The sequence below is a fragment of the Hanstruepera flava genome (assembly GCF_023634025.1).
Taxonomy (GTDB): Bacteria; Bacteroidota; Bacteroidia; order Flavobacteriales; family Flavobacteriaceae; genus Hanstruepera; species Hanstruepera flava.
In genome coordinates this window covers 209101-228375 of record NZ_JALJCW010000003.1, presented here as the reverse complement: position 1 = coordinate 228375, position 19275 = coordinate 209101, and the positions used below count along the sequence as shown (strand labels likewise).

20 protein-coding genes and 2 tRNA genes are annotated in these 19275 nt (G+C 34.6%); 9 read left to right on the top strand and 13 right to left on the bottom strand.

Annotated elements, in window-relative coordinates:
* Window positions 1-23: 23 nt before the first annotated feature.
* The 3 genes from rpsU to MTX13_RS11125 all read right to left on the bottom strand — a co-directional run bounded on the left by rpsU (window position 24) and on the right by MTX13_RS11125 (window position 3698).
* A complete protein-coding gene (rpsU, locus tag MTX13_RS11135) occupies window positions 24-218 on the bottom strand; it encodes a 30S ribosomal protein S21 (RefSeq protein WP_250435109.1) in 195 nt (64 codons plus the stop codon).
* A 39-nt stretch (window positions 219-257) separates the two neighbouring features.
* Window positions 258-2903, bottom strand: coding sequence for an AsmA-like C-terminal region-containing protein (locus MTX13_RS11130; RefSeq protein WP_250435107.1), 2646 nt, complete (start codon window positions 2901-2903; stop codon window positions 258-260).
* Window positions 2904-2993: 90 nt separating this feature from the next.
* Entirely contained in the window at window positions 2994-3698 is a 705-nt protein-coding gene (locus MTX13_RS11125) for a queuosine precursor transporter (RefSeq protein ID WP_250435105.1), read from the bottom strand.
* 75 nt (window positions 3699-3773) lie between these two features.
* Between MTX13_RS11125 and folK the strand changes: the two genes are divergently transcribed.
* Both folK and MTX13_RS11115 read left to right on the top strand, forming a co-directional pair.
* Window positions 3774-4907, top strand: a complete 1134-nt coding sequence (folK, locus tag MTX13_RS11120; RefSeq protein ID WP_250435725.1) for a 2-amino-4-hydroxy-6-hydroxymethyldihydropteridine diphosphokinase — start codon at window positions 3774-3776, stop codon at window positions 4905-4907.
* Window positions 4897-5382: a GyrI-like domain-containing protein gene (locus MTX13_RS11115; RefSeq protein ID WP_250435103.1), complete on the top strand. Its 486-nt coding sequence runs from the start codon at window positions 4897-4899 to the stop codon at window positions 5380-5382. The genes folK and MTX13_RS11115 overlap by 11 nt, the downstream gene beginning before the upstream one ends.
* Window positions 5383-5471: 89 nt before the next feature.
* On the opposite strand, the gene MTX13_RS11110 is transcribed toward MTX13_RS11115, so the two are convergent.
* The 5 genes from MTX13_RS11110 to MTX13_RS11090 all read right to left on the bottom strand — a co-directional run bounded on the left by MTX13_RS11110 (window position 5472) and on the right by MTX13_RS11090 (window position 8496).
* On the bottom strand, window positions 5472-6131 hold the full coding sequence (locus MTX13_RS11110; RefSeq protein WP_250435101.1) for a class I SAM-dependent methyltransferase: 660 nt from the start codon (window positions 6129-6131) through the stop codon (window positions 5472-5474).
* Window positions 6132-6222: 91 nt separating this feature from the next.
* The gene (locus MTX13_RS11105) at window positions 6223-6966 is read right to left on the bottom strand and encodes a hypothetical protein (protein WP_250435099.1); all 744 of its coding nucleotides are present in this window, start codon (window positions 6964-6966) and stop codon (window positions 6223-6225) included.
* Between the two features lie 68 nt (window positions 6967-7034).
* A complete protein-coding gene (locus tag MTX13_RS11100) occupies window positions 7035-7238 on the bottom strand; it encodes a helix-turn-helix domain-containing protein (RefSeq protein ID WP_250435097.1) in 204 nt (67 codons plus the stop codon).
* A gap of 3 nt (window positions 7239-7241) precedes the next feature.
* Window positions 7242-7781 (bottom strand): DUF2975 domain-containing protein, encoded by a 540-nt coding sequence (locus tag MTX13_RS11095; protein ID WP_250435095.1) that lies wholly within the window; start codon window positions 7779-7781, stop codon window positions 7242-7244.
* A gap of 175 nt (window positions 7782-7956) precedes the next feature.
* Window positions 7957-8496 carry an RNA methyltransferase gene (locus MTX13_RS11090; RefSeq protein WP_250435093.1) on the bottom strand — a complete coding sequence of 180 codons (540 nt, stop codon included), beginning with the start codon at window positions 8494-8496 and terminating at the stop codon, window positions 7957-7959.
* 122 nt (window positions 8497-8618) lie between these two features.
* On the opposite strand from MTX13_RS11090, the gene mutS reads away from it, so the two are divergent.
* The 3 genes from mutS (at window position 8619) to MTX13_RS11075 (ending at window position 11518) form a co-directional block, all read left to right on the top strand.
* Window positions 8619-11234, top strand: a complete 2616-nt coding sequence (mutS, locus tag MTX13_RS11085) for a DNA mismatch repair protein MutS (RefSeq protein WP_250435091.1) — start codon at window positions 8619-8621, stop codon at window positions 11232-11234.
* Between the two features lie 97 nt (window positions 11235-11331).
* A tRNA-Gly gene (locus tag MTX13_RS11080) sits at window positions 11332-11403 on the top strand.
* Window positions 11404-11433: 30 nt separating this feature from the next.
* Window positions 11434-11518 (top strand) — tRNA-Leu (locus MTX13_RS11075).
* Between the two features lie 65 nt (window positions 11519-11583).
* Here the strand turns inward: MTX13_RS11075 and MTX13_RS11070 are convergent.
* The 3 genes from MTX13_RS11070 to MTX13_RS11060 form a co-directional block, all read right to left on the bottom strand.
* Entirely contained in the window at window positions 11584-11823 is a 240-nt protein-coding gene (locus MTX13_RS11070) for a hypothetical protein (protein ID WP_250435089.1), read from the bottom strand.
* A gap of 384 nt (window positions 11824-12207) precedes the next feature.
* Complete coding sequence (locus tag MTX13_RS11065) at window positions 12208-12567, bottom strand: hypothetical protein (RefSeq protein ID WP_250435084.1); 360 nt, start codon at window positions 12565-12567, stop codon at window positions 12208-12210.
* A 108-nt stretch (window positions 12568-12675) separates the two neighbouring features.
* Window positions 12676-13935: a 3-deoxy-D-manno-octulosonic acid transferase gene (locus MTX13_RS11060; protein ID WP_250435082.1), complete on the bottom strand. Its 1260-nt coding sequence runs from the start codon at window positions 13933-13935 to the stop codon at window positions 12676-12678.
* Between the two features lie 87 nt (window positions 13936-14022).
* On the opposite strand from MTX13_RS11060, the gene MTX13_RS11055 reads away from it, so the two are divergent.
* The 4 genes from MTX13_RS11055 (at window position 14023) to MTX13_RS11040 (ending at window position 17842) form a co-directional block, all read left to right on the top strand.
* Complete coding sequence (locus MTX13_RS11055; protein ID WP_250435080.1) at window positions 14023-15180, top strand: DegT/DnrJ/EryC1/StrS family aminotransferase; 1158 nt, start codon at window positions 14023-14025, stop codon at window positions 15178-15180.
* On the top strand, window positions 15173-16195 hold the full coding sequence (gene galE / locus MTX13_RS11050; RefSeq protein WP_250435070.1) for a UDP-glucose 4-epimerase GalE: 1023 nt from the start codon (window positions 15173-15175) through the stop codon (window positions 16193-16195). Before MTX13_RS11055 ends, galE begins: the two co-directional genes overlap by 8 nt.
* A 10-nt stretch (window positions 16196-16205) precedes the next feature.
* The gene (locus MTX13_RS11045; protein ID WP_250435069.1) at window positions 16206-17483 is read left to right on the top strand and encodes a metal-dependent hydrolase family protein; all 1278 of its coding nucleotides are present in this window, start codon (window positions 16206-16208) and stop codon (window positions 17481-17483) included.
* A gap of 167 nt (window positions 17484-17650) precedes the next feature.
* Window positions 17651-17842, top strand: coding sequence for a hypothetical protein (locus MTX13_RS11040; RefSeq protein WP_223034775.1), 192 nt, complete (start codon window positions 17651-17653; stop codon window positions 17840-17842).
* Between the two features lie 18 nt (window positions 17843-17860).
* On the opposite strand, the gene lspA is transcribed toward MTX13_RS11040, so the two are convergent.
* Both lspA and fabD read right to left on the bottom strand, forming a co-directional pair.
* Complete coding sequence (gene lspA / locus MTX13_RS11035) at window positions 17861-18361, bottom strand: signal peptidase II (protein WP_250435068.1); 501 nt, start codon at window positions 18359-18361, stop codon at window positions 17861-17863.
* Window positions 18361-19254: an ACP S-malonyltransferase gene (gene fabD, locus MTX13_RS11030; protein WP_250435054.1), complete on the bottom strand. Its 894-nt coding sequence runs from the start codon at window positions 19252-19254 to the stop codon at window positions 18361-18363. The genes lspA and fabD overlap by 1 nt, the downstream gene beginning before the upstream one ends.
* Window positions 19255-19275 lie beyond the last annotated feature (21 nt).

The window sequence follows — 19275 nt, the reverse complement described above, 5'->3', positions numbered from 1 at the left end:
TTTTGATATATATTTTAATAAGCCTATATGTCTTCAGCGTCTCTTAAACTTTGAATGTAAGCTGCTTTTTGAATTTCACGTCTACGTTTAACAGAAGGTTTTGTGAAAAATTGCTTGTCTCTTAAATTCTGCATAACCTTTACGTTTCTATGCTTACGCTTGTAACGTTTTAATGCACGTTCTATATTTTCCCCTTCTTTAATTTCTATTCTTAACATAATTCGTTTTAAATTTTAAGGATGACAAAGGTAACACTATTATTTTAAATTAACAGTATCTTTCTTTTGTTTATTCTTATTTATTAAGCCGCCAAGTATGTTCTTTATGGTTTGTTCAGTATTTGGTGTGGTTGTTTCTGTTGTGCCACTTTGTGCGCTAGTTGAGTCATTGGGAGTAGTATTCCCAGAATTACCAGTCATAATATCTCCCAAAATATCCTTAACAGTATCTTCGCCTTGATTCAACAATTTCTGTTTTTGTATTTCTACTAATTGTTTCATTAAGTTGGAAACTCCCGAACTTAAATCTGTTTTAACCTGCGGATTGGTAAAAGATCCCGTAAGGTTGGCAGTAACCGGAATCGTAATCTTGTTAACTTCAGGGTCGTTTATTTGTCCAATTAGTCTGTTTACATCACTGCCTAAATATTTTGCGGGTACATTAAATACCACATCGTAATCCATGGTTTTATCAAATCTATGGTTTCCGCCTATGGCAATATCAATGTCTTGATATTTTAGATAGAATGGTTTTACGTTTACACCACCATCCTCAAAAGTTAAAGACGTTTTCAGATCCTTTAGAGTTAATTTGTCAAAATCAACAAAGTTTACCTTGTCTTCCAATGCTTTTAAAACTGCACTATTTTCGGAATTGAATTGGGTAGTCAATAACTCTGCAAAGGCATTACCCGAAACGGTTTGCAAATCTGGAGAAAAGGATTCATTCAATGCACCTTGTAGGTTGATGGTTGAATTTAACTTGCCATCAAAGACCTTGGCTATTGGAGCTAAAGCTTGCAATAAATCTAAATCGGTGAAAGATTGAGCGATATCAAAACCATCTGCTCCCAAATTTAAATTAAATGTAGGCGTTTTCTCTTTGGTATTTACATCACCAGCAATAGTCATTTTACCATCAAAAATATCGGAAGTCATATTTTGCAAACTGGCTGTTTGGTCTTTTATAACAAGTTTGCCTTTAACATTTTTTAGGTTGAGATTGTCATAAACCACAGTTTGTGCATTGGCGTTAATGGTACAATCCAAAAAGGCTGGAATTTTAAGTGATTCTTCTTCAGAAGTTGTTTTGTTGGATGCATTAGAATCTTCATCCGCTACCATAAAATCACTAATCAAAAATTGTTTGGAATTCACATTAAAGTTTCCTTGAAGGTTCTTGTCACTTAACAGAAAGCCCAATAAATTAGTAATGGTTCCTGTGGCAGCAATATTGCTATTTCCTGAAATGGCATCAAAAGAATTCAGGGATACGGTTCCGGGATTAAAACTCATTTGAGCCGATTTTATATGGATAGGATTTACAATATCTTCAGAAGAGAACACAAAATTGGTAATACTGGCCGTTCCGTTGTTTTTTATTCTGCCATAAGCATTGGTCTCAATGGCATTCATATCAAACTCGGTATTTAATTTAGCTTTAAGTATACCGCTCAATTCCTTTTCGAGTTCAATAGGATAGGCTTTGGTAATGTTAGCGAGGTTAAGTGTACCATCAATATCGGCATTTACCAGCATATTTTCCGTAATATTCTTTAGCGTTGCTGACGATTTAAATTCATCTGCATCAATCTTGAAATTAAACCTATTGATGTTTACAAAGGTTTCGTCGGGATTACCAGAAGTGTTTTTTAATGCGGCATCGATTGAAATATTTTCAACCCGTTTTGGTAAATCAGGGTATTTAAATGAAGCATTGTTAGATGCCATGCTAATATCCAATTCCGGAATGGTATCATCAGAAAGCAGACCTCTAATAACACCGTTGACTTTAAAGTCGCCTTGCGTTTCTACATCTGCAATGCTTTTGGAATAACTAGATGGAATAACAGCTAGAAAATCTTTAAATGAAGCCCCTGGGTTTTGAAAGGTCAAATCAAATTGCTGACCGTTTTCAACCTGTTGAACAAAGCCATCAAATTCCAATAGCAGCTCGTTAATATAGCCTTTGTTTTCCTTAAAGGTGTATTTGTTATTTTCTAAATCCAGACCAATTAAGGCGTCTAGTTTTAGTGTGTTATTGTTGAGGTAGTTGGTGCTGTCTACCGTTAGGCTCAATCTGGCATCGGTTTCGGTGTCTAATTCAGAAACATTACCAGAAAAAGTACCCTTGCCTTTGTGATTAAACTCCGTAATAAAGAATGTGGTGTTCGATGTTTCATCAATATAAGTTAAAGCACTGTTTTTAATAGCGTAATCTTGCACATCAAATGTGAAACCTTTCGAGGTGTTATTATTTTCGTCTTCATCTTCTTTCGATTCCTTTAAAATATCATAATTAACATCACCTAATTTGTTAGTTTTAAGCGTCAGAAGTGTTTCGTCTAAATCAATAGTATTGATGGTAAGCGGTTCATCACCTGAATTTTTAAAAACTTCCTTTATAGGTAAAGACAAGGCAATGGATTTTGAAGTCACCAAAGTCTCGCCTTCAAAAGGTTTAAAATTGGTAATTTTCAAATCGTTAATATCTACTTGCGCATTCGGAAAACTTTTAATAAAACTTAAGTTAACCGAACTAAACGATACCTTGGCATTCAGATTTTCATCTGCATAACGCTGTACAATTCGTTCTATCTGGGATTGAAAAGCAAACGGCAAAGCCAAAAGAAGTAGAAATATAATAAGTAAAGTAATTCCAATAATTTTGAATACTTTTTTCATAAAATGTATTAATGTGATTAGTTGTAGATATATACGTACAGAATAACCTAAAGGTTGCCAGAAACCAAAATTTTAATAAAACTTTAGTAATTAGGGTAAATGAATTTCTTCGTTCACCTTCAGCTTAAAACGCCTTCTGAATAAAAACACACCCAGATACAAAAAAGGCGTATCTAAAGCGGCAATCATAACCTTAAAAAGTACACCAGCTATCAATAACCCTGTGAATTTATCCCAAGCTATAATACCGAACGAGCATAGCAAAAGCAAAATTGTACAGGTGTCAACGAACTGTGAGAAAAAGGTTGAAAAGTTATTCCGTAACCATAAATGCTTGCCTTTGGTGAGACCTTTCCAAAAATGATAGATTTGAATATCTATAAACTGTGCAAATAAATACGCCATCATACTAGCCATAACCGCAATAGCTGTGCTGCCAAAAACAGTTGTGAATAAATCATCAGTTACGGGTGACCAAGGTGTGGCAGGAACAGCATTGGCCGTGTAAACAATAGCCATAGAAAACACAGAAGCAAAAATTCCAGTAACCACGACTTGGTTAGCTGCTTTTTTTCCATAAATCTCACTAATTAAATCGGTAATTAAAAAGGTAATGGGATAGGGTAGAATACCCACCGAAATTTCAAAAAGTTTGGTATCAAAAACTTCAATATCTACAGGATACCAATAAAAAAATTTCTGAAAAATGAGATTGGAAACTACTAGCGACGTAATAAACAAAGCTGCCAATAGTAAGTAAATACGATGTGCGAGAAGTTTGTCTTTTACGGTCATTTAAAATTGTGGATAAATAGGCTTTGTAAATATAAACTATTAAATTTTCTTTTAGTTATTTTGGCATGCGCTATTATGGATACTACAAATACCGTTTACATATCTCTGGGAAGCAATCAAGGTGACCGATTGAAAAATCTGCAATTGGCTGTAGATGCTATTTTTAAACATATTGGAAATATAAAGCTGATTGCCAAAGTGTACAACACACCGGCTTTGGGTTTTGACGGACCTGATTTTCTAAATACCTGTTTGGTAGTGGTAACGGAACTTTCAGCTCAAGACGTTTTGGACAGTCTTTTAAAAATTGAATCTCAATTGGGTCGTAATCGCACAAAATCGGGTGGTTATGAATCACGAATTATTGACTTGGATATATTGTTGTTTAATGATGAGGTTATTCACAGTAAAACCCTAACCGTTCCGCATCCGCAAATACCCAACCGAAAATTTGTATTACAACCACTATATGAAATTGCTCCTAAAGGAGAACATCCTGTTTTGAAAGTCAGCATTGCTGAATTACTCAAACAGTGTGAAGACGCCAGCGTTTTAGAGCCTGTAAATATTTGGTTGAAAAACCCAGGCAAGCAAATTAATCTGTCGCAATTCAATTATATCGCAATCGAAGGGAATATAGGTGCCGGAAAAACCAGTTTGGCAACTAAAATCGCAACCGATTTTAATGCTAAACTGATTTTAGAGCGTTTTGCCGACAATCCGTTTTTACCGAAGTTTTATGAAGACGCCAAACGTTATGCCTTTACTTTGGAAATGAGTTTTTTGGCTGATAGATACCAGCAGATTTCAGATGATTTATCGCAATTGGATTTGTTTAAGGATTTCATGGTGAGCGATTATGACATTTATAAATCTTTAATTTTCTCAAAGATTACTTTACCCGAAGACGAATTTAGATTGTACCGACGTTTGTTTTATTTGATGTATAAAGATATAGCCAAGCCCGAGCTATATGTGTATCTCTATCAAAACACGGAACGGTTACAGGAAAACATTAAAAAACGCGGTCGTGATTATGAGCAGAATATTGATAATGACTATTTGGATAAAATTAATGCTGGGTATCTGGAATTCCTAAAAAATCAAACGGATTTAAATGTGAAAACCATTGACATTTCGGATAAGGATTTTGTGAAAAACCGTGAAGACTACCTGTGGATTTTAAATGAAATTTGTAATGGCGTATAACATTATCACCCAAAACGATATTTTAGTTATTGGCATGAAAGCAAAAGTGGCTTTGCAGACTATGCCTATGGAAATAGGTAAGTTGGCAAGACAGTTTATGCCTAGACGACAAGAGATTATAAATAGAGTAGGTACGCATAGTTTTTCTATTCAAGATTATGCTGACCAAGATTTTAACAAGATAACACCACAAACCACATTTAATAAATGGGTAGCTGTTGAAGTTGAAAATCATAACCACATTCCTGAAGATATGCAACCCTTTATTTTAAAAGGCGGTGACTTTTTAGTGGTTGATTATAAAGGAAGCTTGGCTGATTTCCCTAAACTCTGGCAAACTATTTTAACCGATTGGTTACCTAATTCTAAATATGAACTGGACAACAGACCACATTTTGAAAAGTTACCTGAAAGCTACAATCCGCAAAACACAATTAATGAAGAACAGGTTTGGGTGCCTGTGAGGTTGAAGTGATTTTTATTACTTTGGTTTTTATGCATACTTTATTGTTTTTAAGACTGTCTTAAAAAGTATGACATATTAATCCTTTTAAATCAGCCATTCTATTTTAAATTAAAAAGTGTCGTCATTATTCTACCTTTTTGGTTTTCTAAAACAATTTCGTTCAGAATTTGTTGGGATTTAACTTTAAAATTAAAAGGCGGTTGCGTGATATCAACACCACTGTTGTGTTTCAACCTAATGCCTTGCCCAGAAATGATATCTTGGTTTGAAGTAAAGTCACCCATTGGAAGGTGTTCGGTGAGTATAATGTATTGGTAAGTTGTTAACTTAAAAAGAATATCTTGTATTTCAGCATTGGAGAGATGCTGTAACACTTGCCTTAAAATAATGCAATCCGCTTGAGGGAGTTCATCTTTAGAAATATCCAGACAAGCAAAGCTTATAAGGTCATTCTGATACAGCTTTTGATTTCTTTTAATGAGAGCTTCAACAATGTCAACACCCACATAGCTTTTGGTAAAAGGCACTAATTGCATACCGATATTAAAATCACCGCAACCTAAATGGCATACTGTTAAAGGATTTTTATGGTTTTGTAAAAATGTTGTGACGCAATCTATATACGGTTTAACTATTTGCGTATTGTGTGAACCCTCGCCCGAGTAAAAATCATGGTCTTTGCCGCCCCAAGGATGCTGCTCATAGATTTGCTCCATAACTGCTTTGGTTGGCCAAGGTTTTTTGAGCTTCTTACTCATAATTGTCATTCCTGCGTAGGCAGGAATCCATTAGTTGTTAATTGTTTTCAAATTTAAATATTGCTAGGCTGATAAATTATTTTGGAATAAGTTAAGTTTTAGTTCGGGTTTTCCTGAATAATTTTACATTATGTTCCCATTCATATTTAGAATCAAAATAAGGTTGTCTATATCTATCAATAATCATTATGCTATCACTTATACTTTTTATTTTCCATAGGCTTTCAAAACCTTGATTTGTTGGGTTTTCTAAATGCATTGAAATAAATTCATTCGTGTTGTTTATGTCTATTTCTGATTTCGTCAATAAATACTTGTTGCTCATAATAGAGTCAGACGATATCTTGTAGGATGGAGGCCAGCTTAAAATAGAATCGTTTAATAAATTTGGTAAAGGTGGGAAATCTGAAACCTTTGTATCGAACCATTTTTCTTCAATCCAAGCACCAAGGATTTGTTCTTTCGAAAATTTAATCTGTCTCTTTTTTAAAACTAATTTCTCATCGCCATAAATAAATGACAGGCCTTTATAGTGTCCTTCAGATATTCTTTTTAAAGCAATTGGTCTTCTGTTTAGGATTAAGAAATAGTTGTTTTCAAATTCTGATACCCTCCATGGAGGCATTCTTAAATCGTATGTAAATGAGTGAAACGTTGAGTCTCTAAATTGAATATTGAGTGTATCGGGTAATAATTCATTTCCAATCAAATCATATGTTTCCCCTTTGAAGTCATTTTTAATTGTTTCTAGGTCAATCATCAATTCATTATTGGCACCTTTATGGCATCCAAATAAAATAAAGAAAATGATAAGAATTGAAATTGATTTATCCATTATAAATGAAGATTTAAATTGATGATTTTTTGATGAATTAATAACAAAACTAACTTTTAATAGTTTTATTACTCTTCAAATTCCAAAATATCACCAGGTTGGCAGTCCAAAGCTTTACAAATGGCTTCTAAAGTACTAAAACGGACCGCCTTGGCTTTACCCGTTTTGAGTATGGAAAGATTGGAGAGTGTTACACCAACGCTTTCCGAGAGTTCATTAAGGGACATTTTTCGTTTCGCCATCATGACGTCTAAATTTACAATGATTGGCATGGCTTAAATGGTTAATTCGTTTTCAGATTGTAAATCGACTCCTTTTTTAAAAATTTGAGCAATGATAAAAATAATACCTGCCAAGAACAAAAACTCTCGACTGCCCTCAACAAAAGATTGCGCTGATAAATCAATTAAATTGCGCTTAAATAAATACATATTGTAAGCATTTGCAATCAAAGCTAAAATGCCAGCGCCTAAAGCCACATGGCTAATTTTAGTTAATAAATGAGCGGTAGTATTATTAAAAGGCGTGTCGAAATTAATTTTTGTGAAAATTTTGGTCACCAAAAAGGCAATGTATGTTTTCATCGCTGAGAGACCAATAATAAGTGACACCAAACAAATGAAATACCAAAAATGATTTTGATAAAGTTCCGCTAAATTAAGCCCCAAGTATAAATCGTCTGCTGCTTCCGAATGGGAAAACAAACTGATAATAAATGACAAAATTATGGCACCTGTTTTAATGCATAAACCAATAAATACCAACCAAAACAAGAATTTCATGATGGAAAGAATGCGATCTGTATTTGTTTTCATACTTAAATAATTTAAAATAATAAAGCAAATAACGACAAATATTTATTGAAAAACAATAAATTTTTTATAAAAAAGAATAAATAAAGATTTGACTCTCATCCAAACAAGAATCTATTGCCTTTCCTATTTTATTTTAATATTGAAAAAAAGCAGTGCCTAAGATTCTAAATCAGGTTCACGATGACAAACTTTGTAGTTTGCTAAATACATCCCAAACCACTAAACCACAGCTAACAGAAATATTTAAGGAGTGCTTGGTGCCAAACTGCGGAATTTCCAAAACCACATCACTTGTCGTAACCACATCTTGTTGAACACCCTTAACCTCATTGCCAAATACTAGAGCGTATTTTTGATAAGAATCTGGTTTAAAGTCGTTAAGCATCATGGCGTGTTCGGCTTGTTCAATAGAACAAACAGTTATGTTTTCAGCTTGAAGTTTTTTAACTAATTCTATGGTGTTTTCAACATATTCCCAAGCCACTGTTTCGGTACTGCCCAAGGCTGTTTTATGAATATCTTTATGAGGTGGTTTGGCAGTAATACCACAGAGGTAAATTTTTTCAATTAAAAACGCATCACTAGTTCTAAACACCGATCCGATGTTGTTTAAACTCCGGATATTGTCCAAAACAATAATTATAGGTGTCTTTTCGGTGTTTTTAAACTCATCAACGCTCAATCTGTCTAGCTCACTATTTTTTAATTTACGCATGTTAATTTCTTATGATAATTGTAGATAACTTATAAGTTTCATGTTTTAAAAACCTTAAATTAATAAGTACTTTAGCAATCCTACATTTTATGCAAAAGTAACATATAAAAATCAGTTAAACATTGGCAAAAAAAGGAAAGAAGGAAACACCATTAATGAAGCAGTACAATGCCATCAAGGCCAAGTACCCTGATGCTCTGTTGCTGTTTCGTGTAGGCGATTTTTATGAAACTTTTGGTGAAGATGCTGTGCGTACAGCCAAAATATTGGATATTATTCTCACCAAACGTGGAGCAGGTAGTGAGAGCGAAACCGAATTGGCAGGTTTTCCACACCATTCCTTAAATACCTATTTGCCAAAATTGGTTAAAGCTGGTGAACGCGTGGCTATTTGTGACCAGTTGGAAGACCCAAAGCAAACCAAAACCATTGTAAAACGTGGTGTAACTGAATTGGTAACGCCTGGAGTCGCTTTGAATGATGAAGTTCTAAAATCAAAGTCCAATAATTTTTTATGTTCGGTTTATTTTGGTAAAACTTTTATTGGGATTTCTTTTTTGGATATTTCTACTGGTGAATTTCTTACATCACAAGGAAATGCTGAATATATTGATAAGTTACTTCAGAATTTTAGCCCGAGTGAAATACTGGTTTCCAAGCAAAAGCGGATGCATTTCAATGAAACTTTCGGTCAGGATTTTCACACCTTTTATTTGGAAGATTGGGTCTATCAAACCGATTATGCCCATGAAACTCTTATCAAACATTTCAATACTAAAACGCTAAAAGGGTATGGTATTGAAGATTTGTATGAAGGTATTATTGCTTCAGGTGCTATTCTGCATTATTTAGGTGAAACGCAACATCATAAGTTGCAGCATATCACGTCTATTAGCCGCATTGCTGAAGATGACTATGTGTGGATGGATAAGTTTACCATTCGGAATTTAGAGCTCTACCATTCTACCAATAACAATGCAGTAACCTTGCTGAATGTTATTGATAAAACCATTTCACCTATGGGTGGACGCATGCTCAAACGCTGGTTGGCTTTACCACTTAAGGATGTCAAGAAAATCAAACAACGTCACGAGGTTGTTGACTTTTTGAGTAAGAATACAACGGTTCTTCAAAAAGTTCAAAATTATACAAAGCGTATTGGTGATCTGGAACGATTGATTTCCAAAATTGCGACAGCGAAAGTAAACCCTAGAGAGGTTATTCAACTTAAAAATTCTTTGGAAGCTATTGTTCCTATTAAAGCTTTGGCTTCAAATACCGACAATGAAGCTTTAAATATTATAGGTGATACCTTGCAGACTTGTGATGTGCTTCGTGAAAAAATTAAGGAAACTTTAAACGAAGACCCACCAGTAAATGTGTTGAAAGGAAATACAGTGGCGGAAGGCTTTTCTAAAGAGTTGGATGACCTACGTGCCTTATCTACTTCAGGAAAAGATTATTTAGATAGGATGTTAGAGCGCGAAAGTGAGCGAACAGGCATCACATCTTTAAAGATAGCTTCCAACAATGTATTTGGTTACTATATCGAGGTGCGAAATGCACATAAGGATAAAGTACCTCAAGAATGGATTCGTAAGCAAACTTTGGTCAATGCAGAGCGCTATATTACAGAAGAACTTAAAGAATACGAAGCCAAAATTTTGGGTGCCGAAGAACGTATTTTAACCATTGAACAGCAATTGTTTTCGGAATTGATTCAATGGATGACCCAATACATCAAACCCGTTCAGCAAAATGCCCATTTAATAGGGCAATTAGATTGCTTATGTGGTTTTGCTCAATTGGCTAATGACAATAATTATGTCTACCCAATAATTGATGATTCACATGATTTAGATATCAAAGATGGTCGTCATCCTGTTATCGAGAAACAGTTGCCGCCTAGTGAGGCTTATATTGCCAACGATGTATATTTAGACCGTGATAAGCAGCAAATGATCATGATTACTGGGCCTAACATGTCTGGTAAATCGGCTATTTTACGTCAAACAGCCCTTATAGTATTATTAGCGCAAACGGGCAGCTTTGTACCTGCTAAATCAGCAAAAATAGGATTGATTGATAAAATTTTTACTCGTGTAGGTGCTAGTGACAATATTTCTATGGGCGAATCGACCTTTATGGTGGAGATGAATGAGACGGCATCTATTCTAAACAATATTTCTGAACGTAGCTTGGTTTTGCTTGATGAAATTGGTCGTGGTACTAGTACATATGACGGAATTTCCATAGCGTGGGCCATTAGTGAATATCTTCATGAGCATCCGGCTAAAGCTAAAACCTTATTTGCCACACATTATCATGAACTCAATGAAATGACGGAAACGTTTGAACGCATTAAAAACTTTAATGTTTCGGTTAAAGAATTAAAAGATAACGTACTTTTTTTACGGAAACTGGTTGAGGGCGGAAGTGAGCACAGTTTTGGTATTCATGTAGCAAAAATGGCTGGAATGCCACAGCAAGTTATTCACAGAGCCAATAAGATATTAAAGAAATTAGAAAAATCGCATTCTAGTGAAGAGTTGACTGATAAAGTGAAATCATTGAAAGATGACGAGATGCAATTGAGTTTCTTTAATTTAGACGATCCGTTGCTTGAAAATATAAAAGAAGAAATTCTTCATATTGATATCAATACACTAACTCCTGTTGAAGCACTTATGAAACTTAATGAAATAAAGCGTATGCTGGTAAAGAAAAAACAGGCTTAAAATAAATTATATTATTTTTTAAAAAAGGCTTTGCTTTTCCTAGAAATATTTTAAATTTGCATCCGCAATCGAGAGATTGTACGTTCATTAAAAGACTGCGAAAGTAGCTCAGGGGTAGAGCATCACCTTGCCAAGGTGAGGGTCGCGGGTTCAAATCCCGTCTTTCGCTCTGAAAACTTTCTTGAAAATATTCCAAGATGCTGAAGTGGTGGAATTGGTAGACACGTTGGACTTAAAATCCAATGGCCATTATGGCCGTGCGGGTTCAAGTCCCGCCTTCAGTACAAAAGCCTTTATCTAAGTGATAAAGGCTTTTTTTGTTTGGTGCAATTTTATTTCTTAAGATATATTAGTCTTCAATTAGAGATTTGATAATTATGTTTTCAGGTTTGGTTAGCTTTCTATCGAGAAGTGATTCAAATAGTTTTATCAACCGCTTTACGTCATTAAAAGGAATGCTTTCGGTATTGAAATCAATATGCATTAAGGCCGTTTTTAACTCTTTTATGGCTTTTATTTTTGTAGTGTCTACTGGAAGATCTGCAAGTAACCGATATTCCAAAATGAGTAATTTCTCTTTAATAATCATAAATCAGAAGAATAAAGCTTTTTAATGATTTTTGATTTCCTTAAGTAGTATTCGGTTTTACTGATAGAGTCGTTTTGCTTTTCAATATTAAGTTGGCCTAAATCATGTAATGCGCTTTCAATACGAGATATATTTGATCTGTTGACCTTGAGCTTCGATTTAAGTTTACTGGGTTTTAAATTATCAGTTTTTTTGAACATACTTTTTTGTGTCCGTAATTATGAAGCAAATATATTATTTGGTCATGTCATAATTTACGACACTATATGTCATATTAAGAGAATGCAAATAGTGGTTTTGGTAACCTAAATAAAATAAGATGTAATAAAAAAGGTCTTGATTTTAATCAAGACCTTTTTTATTTGTTTTCGGGAAAAGTTGGTTTTATTCGTCTTCTCCTTTTACTTTAGCAGCAGCTTTATCAACAGCTTTGTTTGTGGCTTCAGCAGCATCATCAACAGCTTCGTCAACTGCGTCAGCAGCATCGTTTGCAGCATCTTCAACTGCATCTGCAGCATCGTCTACAGCCTCACCAGCAGCATCAACTGCATCGTCAATAGCTTCTCCAGCTTCTTCCATAGCGCCTTCTGCGTCATCAGCAGCTTCGTCCATTGCGTCTTCAGTAGCGTCTACTGCGTTCTCAACAGCTTCTTCAGCAGAATCAGCTTTCTTTTCGTCTCTACAAGAAGTTAAAGCAATACTCAAAGCTAATAACATTGCTATGCTTAAGAATAATTTTTTCATTTGTTTAAGTTTTAGTGTTAATTATATAGTTGCGAATTTAAAAACAAATTTTTAATTGAGATTAAAAAATTTAACATTTTTTAACATCTGTCTTTTTCGCTTTCGGTTCTATATACGTAAGTAATTGGTTATTTGGATTACGGCTCCAGTGTTTTTTTTAATAAAATTTGAATTTTTTTCACCCAATGTAGTCAAAAACTCTTGGTCTTGTGTTAAACGGCTCATTATCAATTTAAAGTCTTCTGTGTTTTCAATTTCTAGAACACCAGCATTTTTTATCATGAGATTGGCTTCGGGGAATTTTTCATGATTATTTCCAATTATTATCGGTATGCCAAAAACTGCTGGTTCCAGTATATTATGTAAACCGGTAGAGCCCATAGCGCCACCTACATAAGCTATATTGGCATAACTGTATATTTTTGAAAGCAGACCTATGGTGTCAATAATTAATACCTGAAAGTTAGGGAGGTAAACACTTTCTTTTTCCGAAAAAAGAATAGACTTTTTAAGAATACTGTCTTTTAGTTTTTGAATATGGACGGTTTTTATATTATGAGGTGTTATAATGAATTTTATGTTTTCGGTAGTGGTATTTATATAATCAACAAGTATTTTTTCGTCTTCTGGCCAGGTGCTTCCTGCCACAAAACAGAGTTGGTTGTTTTTAAATTTTGAAATAAAATCTAAAGTATTGTCTTGATCAAGCTGACTGGCTACACGGTCAAAACGTGTATCACCAGATACAGTTGTGTTATGGTAATTGATTTTTTTAAGTAGTTCTTTAGATTTTAAATCTTGAGTAAAAATATGTTCAAAGGCAAATAGTTTGTTACGCATAAAATTACCATACCATTTAAAATATGATTGGTTTTCCCGAAATAGGGCCGAAATTAAAATCGCCCGTTGTTGCCTTTTTTTAAGCTCGTTTAAATAGTTGGGCCAAATGTCATACTTTACAAAAACGGTTAATTTTGGGTTAACTATATCTAAAAAACGTTTGGCATTTTGTTTCGTATCAATAGGAAGATAAACTACAACATCAGCAACATCGGTGTTTTTACGAATTTCATATCCTGAAGGGGAAAAAAACGTTAAAACTATTTTGTGATTTTTATAGAGCTTTTTAATGTCTTTAAAAACAGGTAGACCTTGTTCGTACTCACCTAGAGAAGCACAGTGAAACCAAATACAATAATCTGAAGAAAGAATAGCATTTTTTAAAATTGAAAATGTTTGCGAACGGCCATCCACACCAAGCTTAATTTTTGCGTTAAATAAAGCAATGAACTTCAATAAAAGTTCTGTTAGGCCAATTGCAATGTTATAAATGATATTCAAATTCTGTACTTTATTGCTAAAATACATTTCTTTAAAATATTTTCTTTATAAAATTGATTTTTATCAACTATCTTTCATTGGTTGGCAACAGCTAATTTTGTAATTTTGAAACTTATGAGAAAAATCCAAATGGTTGACCTTAAAGGTCAATATAATCGTATAAAAGATGTTGTAAATCCATCTATTCAGGAAGTAATAGAAACCACAGCATTCGTTAATGGGCCCATGGTTCATCAATTTCAAAAAAATTTAGAAAATTATTTAGGCGTTAAGCATGTTATCCCTTGTGCAAATGGTACCGATGCCTTACAAATAGCCATGATGGGATTGGGTTTGAAACCTGGAGATGAAGTTATAACAGCCGATTTTACCTTTGCTGCCACTGTTGAGGTTATTGCTTTGCTTCAGCTAACACCTGTTTTGGTTGATGTTAATCCAGATGATTTTAACATTAGTGTTGAAGCTATAAAAAAGGCTATCACACCTAAAACCAAAGCTATTGTCCCTGTGCATTTATTTGGTCAAGCAGCCAATATGGAAGCCATAATGGATATTGCTAACGAGTACAATTTATATGTTATTGAAGATAATGCTCAAGGTATAGGAGCCGATTATACCTATAGTAATGGTAAAAAAGCAAAAACAGGAACCATTGGTCATGTGTCATCAACATCATTTTTTCCATCAAAAAATTTAGGTTGTTATGGAGATGGAGGTGCCATTTTTACTAATGATGACAATTTAGCTCATACTATTAGAGGGATTGTTAATCATGGTATGTATGAACGATATCATCATGATGTGGTTGGCGTGAATTCTCGGTTAGATTCTATTCAAGCAGCTGTGTTAGATGCGAAACTACCTCATTTAGATGCTTACAACAAAGCGCGACAAGAAGCGGCTTCAAAATATGATGAAGCCTTTAAAAATCATCCAAAAATTGAAACACCATACCGAAAGAGCAATGACTGTTCTGGAAATTGTAACAACTGTAACTGTCATGTATTTCATCAGTATACCTTAAAATTAAACCGAGTTGATCGTGATGGCTTGGTTAAATTTTTAAATGCTAATGATATTCCTTGTGGTGTTTATTATCCAATACCATTGCATAAGCAAAAGGCTTACCAAGATGAACGTTACAATGAACCTGACTTTACTGTAACTAATCAGCTAGTAAAGGATGTCATTTCTTTGCCAATGCATACAGAATTGGATGATGAGCAAATAGCATTCATCACCTCGAAAGTTTTAGAATTTATTAATGGATAAAATTTTGGTAACTGGAGGACTAGGGTTTATAGGTTCTCACACGGTTGTAGAACTCCAAAACGAAGGTTTTGAGGTTGTTGTAATTGATGATCTATCAAATTCGTCACTAGATGTTCTTGATGGGATTACAGCAATAACTGGCCAACAACCAATTTTTGAAAAACTAGACTTAAAAGAGAAATATAAAGTTCAGGATTTTTTTAAAATACATCAAGATATTAAAGGCATTATCCACTTTGCGGCTAGCAAAGCTGTAGGCGAATCTGTCCAAAAACCATTATTGTATTATGAAAACAACATTAATACGTTGGTTTATGTGCTGCAAGAGTTAAGCCATTTACCAGTGTCAAACTTTATTTTCAGTTCATCATGCACGGTTTATGGTCAAGCCGATGTAATGCCGATAACTGAAAATGCTCCAGTAAAACCAGCAGAATCCCCTTATGGAAATACCAAGCAAATAGGAGAGGAAATTATTCAAGACACCTGTAAGGTAACTCCTGATTTAAAAGCAATTTCCTTGCGATACTTTAATCCTATAGGTGCGCATCCAACTGCCAAAATAGGTGAATTGCCAATTGGTGTGCCTCAAAATTTGGTACCTTTTATTACACAGACCGCCGCAGGACTGCGAGAATACTTGTCGGTTTTTGGGAACGATTATTCAACTCCAGATGGCACGTGTATTCGTGATTATATTCATGTGGTCGATTTGGCAAAGGCCCATGTTGTTGCCTTGAAACGATTACTTTCAAATGAAAATGAAGCTAATTACGAAACCTTTAATGTGGGAACAGGAGTTGGTAGTTCGGTTTTAGAAGTAATAAAGTCTTTTGAACGGGTATCAGGATTATCCTTAAATTATAAAATAGCTCCTAGACGAGCAGGTGATGTTACCCAAGCTTTTGCCGATACAACCAAAGCCAACACTCAATTAGGGTGGAAAGCCCAATCTACCCTTGATGAAGCCATGAAATCTGCTTGGTTATGGGAAAAGCAGATTAGAAATTTATAAAACCAACATAATGAAAAAGCTTATTTATTTTACAACCCTATTATTCACTTCCGTTTTAATAGGTCAGAATACCTATTTGCATTGTGGAAAATTGATTGACACTAAAAACGGACAAGTTTTAGAGTCTAAAACCATTATCGTTTCAGGAGATAAAATTATATCTGTTGAAGACGGTTATACAGAACCTTCTTCGTCTAAAGATATTGTTGTTGACCTGAAGGGTAAAACAGTTATGCCAGGTTTTATTGATATGCACGTTCATATTGAAGGTGAAACCAATCCTAAACGTTATCTCGAAAGATTTACTTTAAATGATGCAGATATAGCTTTTAATTCTTTGGATTTTGCAAAGCGAACATTAATGGCCGGTTTTACAACGGTACGTGACTTGGGAGGTTCTGGGGTTAATGTATCTCTTCGCAATGCTATTAACTCTGGTAAGGTAGAAGGTCCACGTATTTTTACCGCAGAAAAAGCGTTAGCAACGACTGGCGGTCATGCTGATCCAACAAATGGTATAAAAAAAGAGCTTATGGAAAACCCAGGCCCAAAAGACGGTGTTGTAAATGGTATTGACGATGCCAAAAAGGCTGTAAGACAACGATACAAAAATGGCGCTGACTTAATTAAAATAACAGCAACTGGAGGTGTGTTGAGTGTCGCCAAAAGTGGTCAAAACCCACAGTTTACTATCGAAGAGATAAAGGCTATCTGTGAAACTGCTCAAGATTATGGCTTTCATGTGGCTGCTCATGCGCATGGTGATGAAGGTATGCAACGTGCAGTATTAGGTGGTGTAAAAACCATAGAACACGGTACCTTAATGAGCGAAGAAACCATGCGGCTTATGATAGAACATGATGCCTATTTGGTGCCTACCATTACTGCAGGAAAATCGGTTACTGAAAAGGCTAAAATACCAGGTTATTATCCTGATGTCGTTGTGGGTAAAGCATTAGATATTGGGCCTAAAATTCAAGATACATTTGGAAGGGCTTATAAAAAAGGTGTTGGTATTGCTTTTGGAACAGACGCTGGAGTATTTCTACATGGTGAGAATGCCAAAGAGTTTGGTTACATGGTTGAAGCAGGAATGCCAGAAATGAAAGCGCTGCAAAGTGCTACTATAACCAATGCCGAAATCTTAAATATGGAAAACGAAATCGGTCAATTAAAAGCTGGTTTTTTTGCCGATATTATCGCAACCAATGAAAATCCTATAGATTCTATAGAGACAACCGAAAATGTTATTTTTGTTATGAAGTCTGGGAAAATCTATAAAAAATAGCGTTTTAAGACTGTTAACGATTCGCCTTAATCATTACGAATCTTTTAGCTATATCTATATATCGTTAACAGATTTATATTAATTGTTTGATTAACAAAGGTTTAGTGTTTGTTTTTTGGATAAGCGTCTTATCCTTTGTTACTTTGCATCAAATGATAAATGATATTATGAAATTGATTACAGTAAAACGCGAAACGCAAACCGAAAAAAGATTCACACCTAAAATGGGTGAATTATTAACTAAAGTGACTTACATTAAAAAGCAATTTTTAAGTATTCCTTTTAAAACCTTACACAAGTATAGAGAAACCTATTATGGCGAAATAAAAGATTGTGAAGCTTGCGAATTGGCAAGATAAAATATAATAAAGCCTCGATTAATTCGAGGCTTTTTCTTTTTTAGTGTTTTTAAAACTACCATAGAGTAGTAGTCCCATGCCAAACATGACAGACATATCGGCTACATTGAAGATGCCTGTTCTAAATACACCTCCTAAATCAATATGGAAAAAATCGGTTACTGATTTGTATACAATTCTATCATAAACATTGGCAATACCACCACCAATTACACAACAAAACCCGATAAGGGAATACCTATCTAAGTTTTTATTTTTTAGAATATAGTATAACACATAACCCAATACAACAATTGGAACCAATAAAAGTAAGATGAGCTTTAAGGTTGGATTGAAATCACTACCCATGCCTAAAAAGGCTCCTGTGTTTTCAACATTATGTAACGTAAAATAATCACCTATTATTTCGGTTTCGCTTTTAGGAGTAACATTAGCTCTGACAATAACTTTAGAGATTTGATCGATTGCAATATTAAAAACAATCAATACGAAAATAAAAGCTGTACGAGATAGTTTCATTAAGCTTCAGTTTGAAAGGTAGCTGATGCGGTTTGGGCTTCGCGATTAATTTTTCGCACTAATCCTTGTAGTACATTTCCTGGGCCAACTTCGGTAAATAAAGTAGCACCATCAGCAATCATTTGTTGTACAGATTGCGTCCATTTTACAGGAGCAGTTAATTGAGAGATTAAGTTAGCTTTTATTGCAGATTCATCATTAACAGCGTTAGCCGTTACATTCTGATATATTGGACAGTTTGGCTTGCTGAATGTTGTGCTCTCAATAGCTGCTGCCAGTTCTTCACGAGCTGGTTCCATAAGTGGTGAGTGAAATGCACCACCAACTGGTAAAACCAATGCACGACGCGCGCCTTCAGCTTTTAATGATTCACAAGCTTTATTTATAGCTTCAATTTCACCCGAAATTACTAATTGACCTGGGCAGTTATAGTTTGCTGCAACAACAGTGCCTTCAGTTGTTGCACAGATTTTTTCAACGATATCGTCATCTAAGCCCAAAACAGCAGCCATGGTACTTGGTTGCAATTCGCAGGCTTTTTGCATGGCGATAGCACGTTGTGAAACCAATTTTAAACCATCTTCAAAATTTAGAGTGCCATTGGCAACCAATGCAGAAAATTCACCTAATGAGTGACCAGCAACCATATCGGGTTTAAAGCTATCGCCTAATGTTTTGGCTAAAATAACCGAATGTAAAAAGATAGCAGGTTGCGTAACTTTAGTTTCCTTTAAGTCTTCAGCTGAACCTTCAAACATAGTGTCGGTAATTGAAAACTCCAATATTTCATTAGCTTTTTCAAATAATTCTTGAGCTAAAGGTGAGTTTTCGTAAAGATCAAGTCCCATACCTGTAAATTGAGCGCCTTGACCTGGAAATATATATGCATTCATGTGTTTCAAATTTTGTTTTTG

Excerpts from the sequence above, each read along its gene's own strand:
- MTX13_RS11065 (WP_250435084.1), bottom strand. The coding sequence starts at position 12,567 with ATGAAAAAATTATTCTTAAGCATAGCAATGTTATTAGCTTTGAGTATT.
- MTX13_RS11045 (WP_250435069.1), top strand. The coding sequence starts at position 16,206 with ATGAAAAAGCTTATTTATTTTACAACCCTATTATTCACTTCCGTTTTA.
- MTX13_RS11115 (WP_250435103.1), top strand. The coding sequence starts at position 4,897 with ATGGCGTATAACATTATCACCCAAAACGATATTTTAGTTATTGGCATG.
- folK (WP_250435725.1), top strand. The coding sequence starts at position 3,774 with ATGGATACTACAAATACCGTTTACATATCTCTGGGAAGCAATCAAGGT.
- MTX13_RS11070 (WP_250435089.1), bottom strand. The coding sequence starts at position 11,823 with ATGATTATTAAAGAGAAATTACTCATTTTGGAATATCGGTTACTTGCA.
- fabD (WP_250435054.1), bottom strand. The coding sequence starts at position 19,254 with ATGAATGCATATATATTTCCAGGTCAAGGCGCTCAATTTACAGGTATG.
- MTX13_RS11090 (WP_250435093.1), bottom strand. The coding sequence starts at position 8,496 with ATGCGTAAATTAAAAAATAGTGAGCTAGACAGATTGAGCGTTGATGAG.
- MTX13_RS11040 (WP_223034775.1), top strand. The coding sequence starts at position 17,651 with ATGAAATTGATTACAGTAAAACGCGAAACGCAAACCGAAAAAAGATTC.
- MTX13_RS11100 (WP_250435097.1), bottom strand. The coding sequence starts at position 7,238 with ATGCCAATCATTGTAAATTTAGACGTCATGATGGCGAAACGAAAAATG.
- MTX13_RS11105 (WP_250435099.1), bottom strand. The coding sequence starts at position 6,966 with ATGGATAAATCAATTTCAATTCTTATCATTTTCTTTATTTTATTTGGA.
- MTX13_RS11055 (WP_250435080.1), top strand. The coding sequence starts at position 14,023 with ATGAGAAAAATCCAAATGGTTGACCTTAAAGGTCAATATAATCGTATA.
- MTX13_RS11095 (WP_250435095.1), bottom strand. The coding sequence starts at position 7,781 with ATGAAAACAAATACAGATCGCATTCTTTCCATCATGAAATTCTTGTTT.
- MTX13_RS11110 (WP_250435101.1), bottom strand. The coding sequence starts at position 6,131 with ATGAGTAAGAAGCTCAAAAAACCTTGGCCAACCAAAGCAGTTATGGAG.
- MTX13_RS11060 (WP_250435082.1), bottom strand. The coding sequence starts at position 13,935 with ATGTATTTTAGCAATAAAGTACAGAATTTGAATATCATTTATAACATT.
- MTX13_RS11125 (WP_250435105.1), bottom strand. The coding sequence starts at position 3,698 with ATGACCGTAAAAGACAAACTTCTCGCACATCGTATTTACTTACTATTG.
- rpsU (WP_250435109.1), bottom strand. The coding sequence starts at position 218 with ATGTTAAGAATAGAAATTAAAGAAGGGGAAAATATAGAACGTGCATTA.
- lspA (WP_250435068.1), bottom strand. The coding sequence starts at position 18,361 with ATGAAACTATCTCGTACAGCTTTTATTTTCGTATTGATTGTTTTTAAT.
- MTX13_RS11130 (WP_250435107.1), bottom strand. The coding sequence starts at position 2,903 with ATGAAAAAAGTATTCAAAATTATTGGAATTACTTTACTTATTATATTT.
- galE (WP_250435070.1), top strand. The coding sequence starts at position 15,173 with ATGGATAAAATTTTGGTAACTGGAGGACTAGGGTTTATAGGTTCTCAC.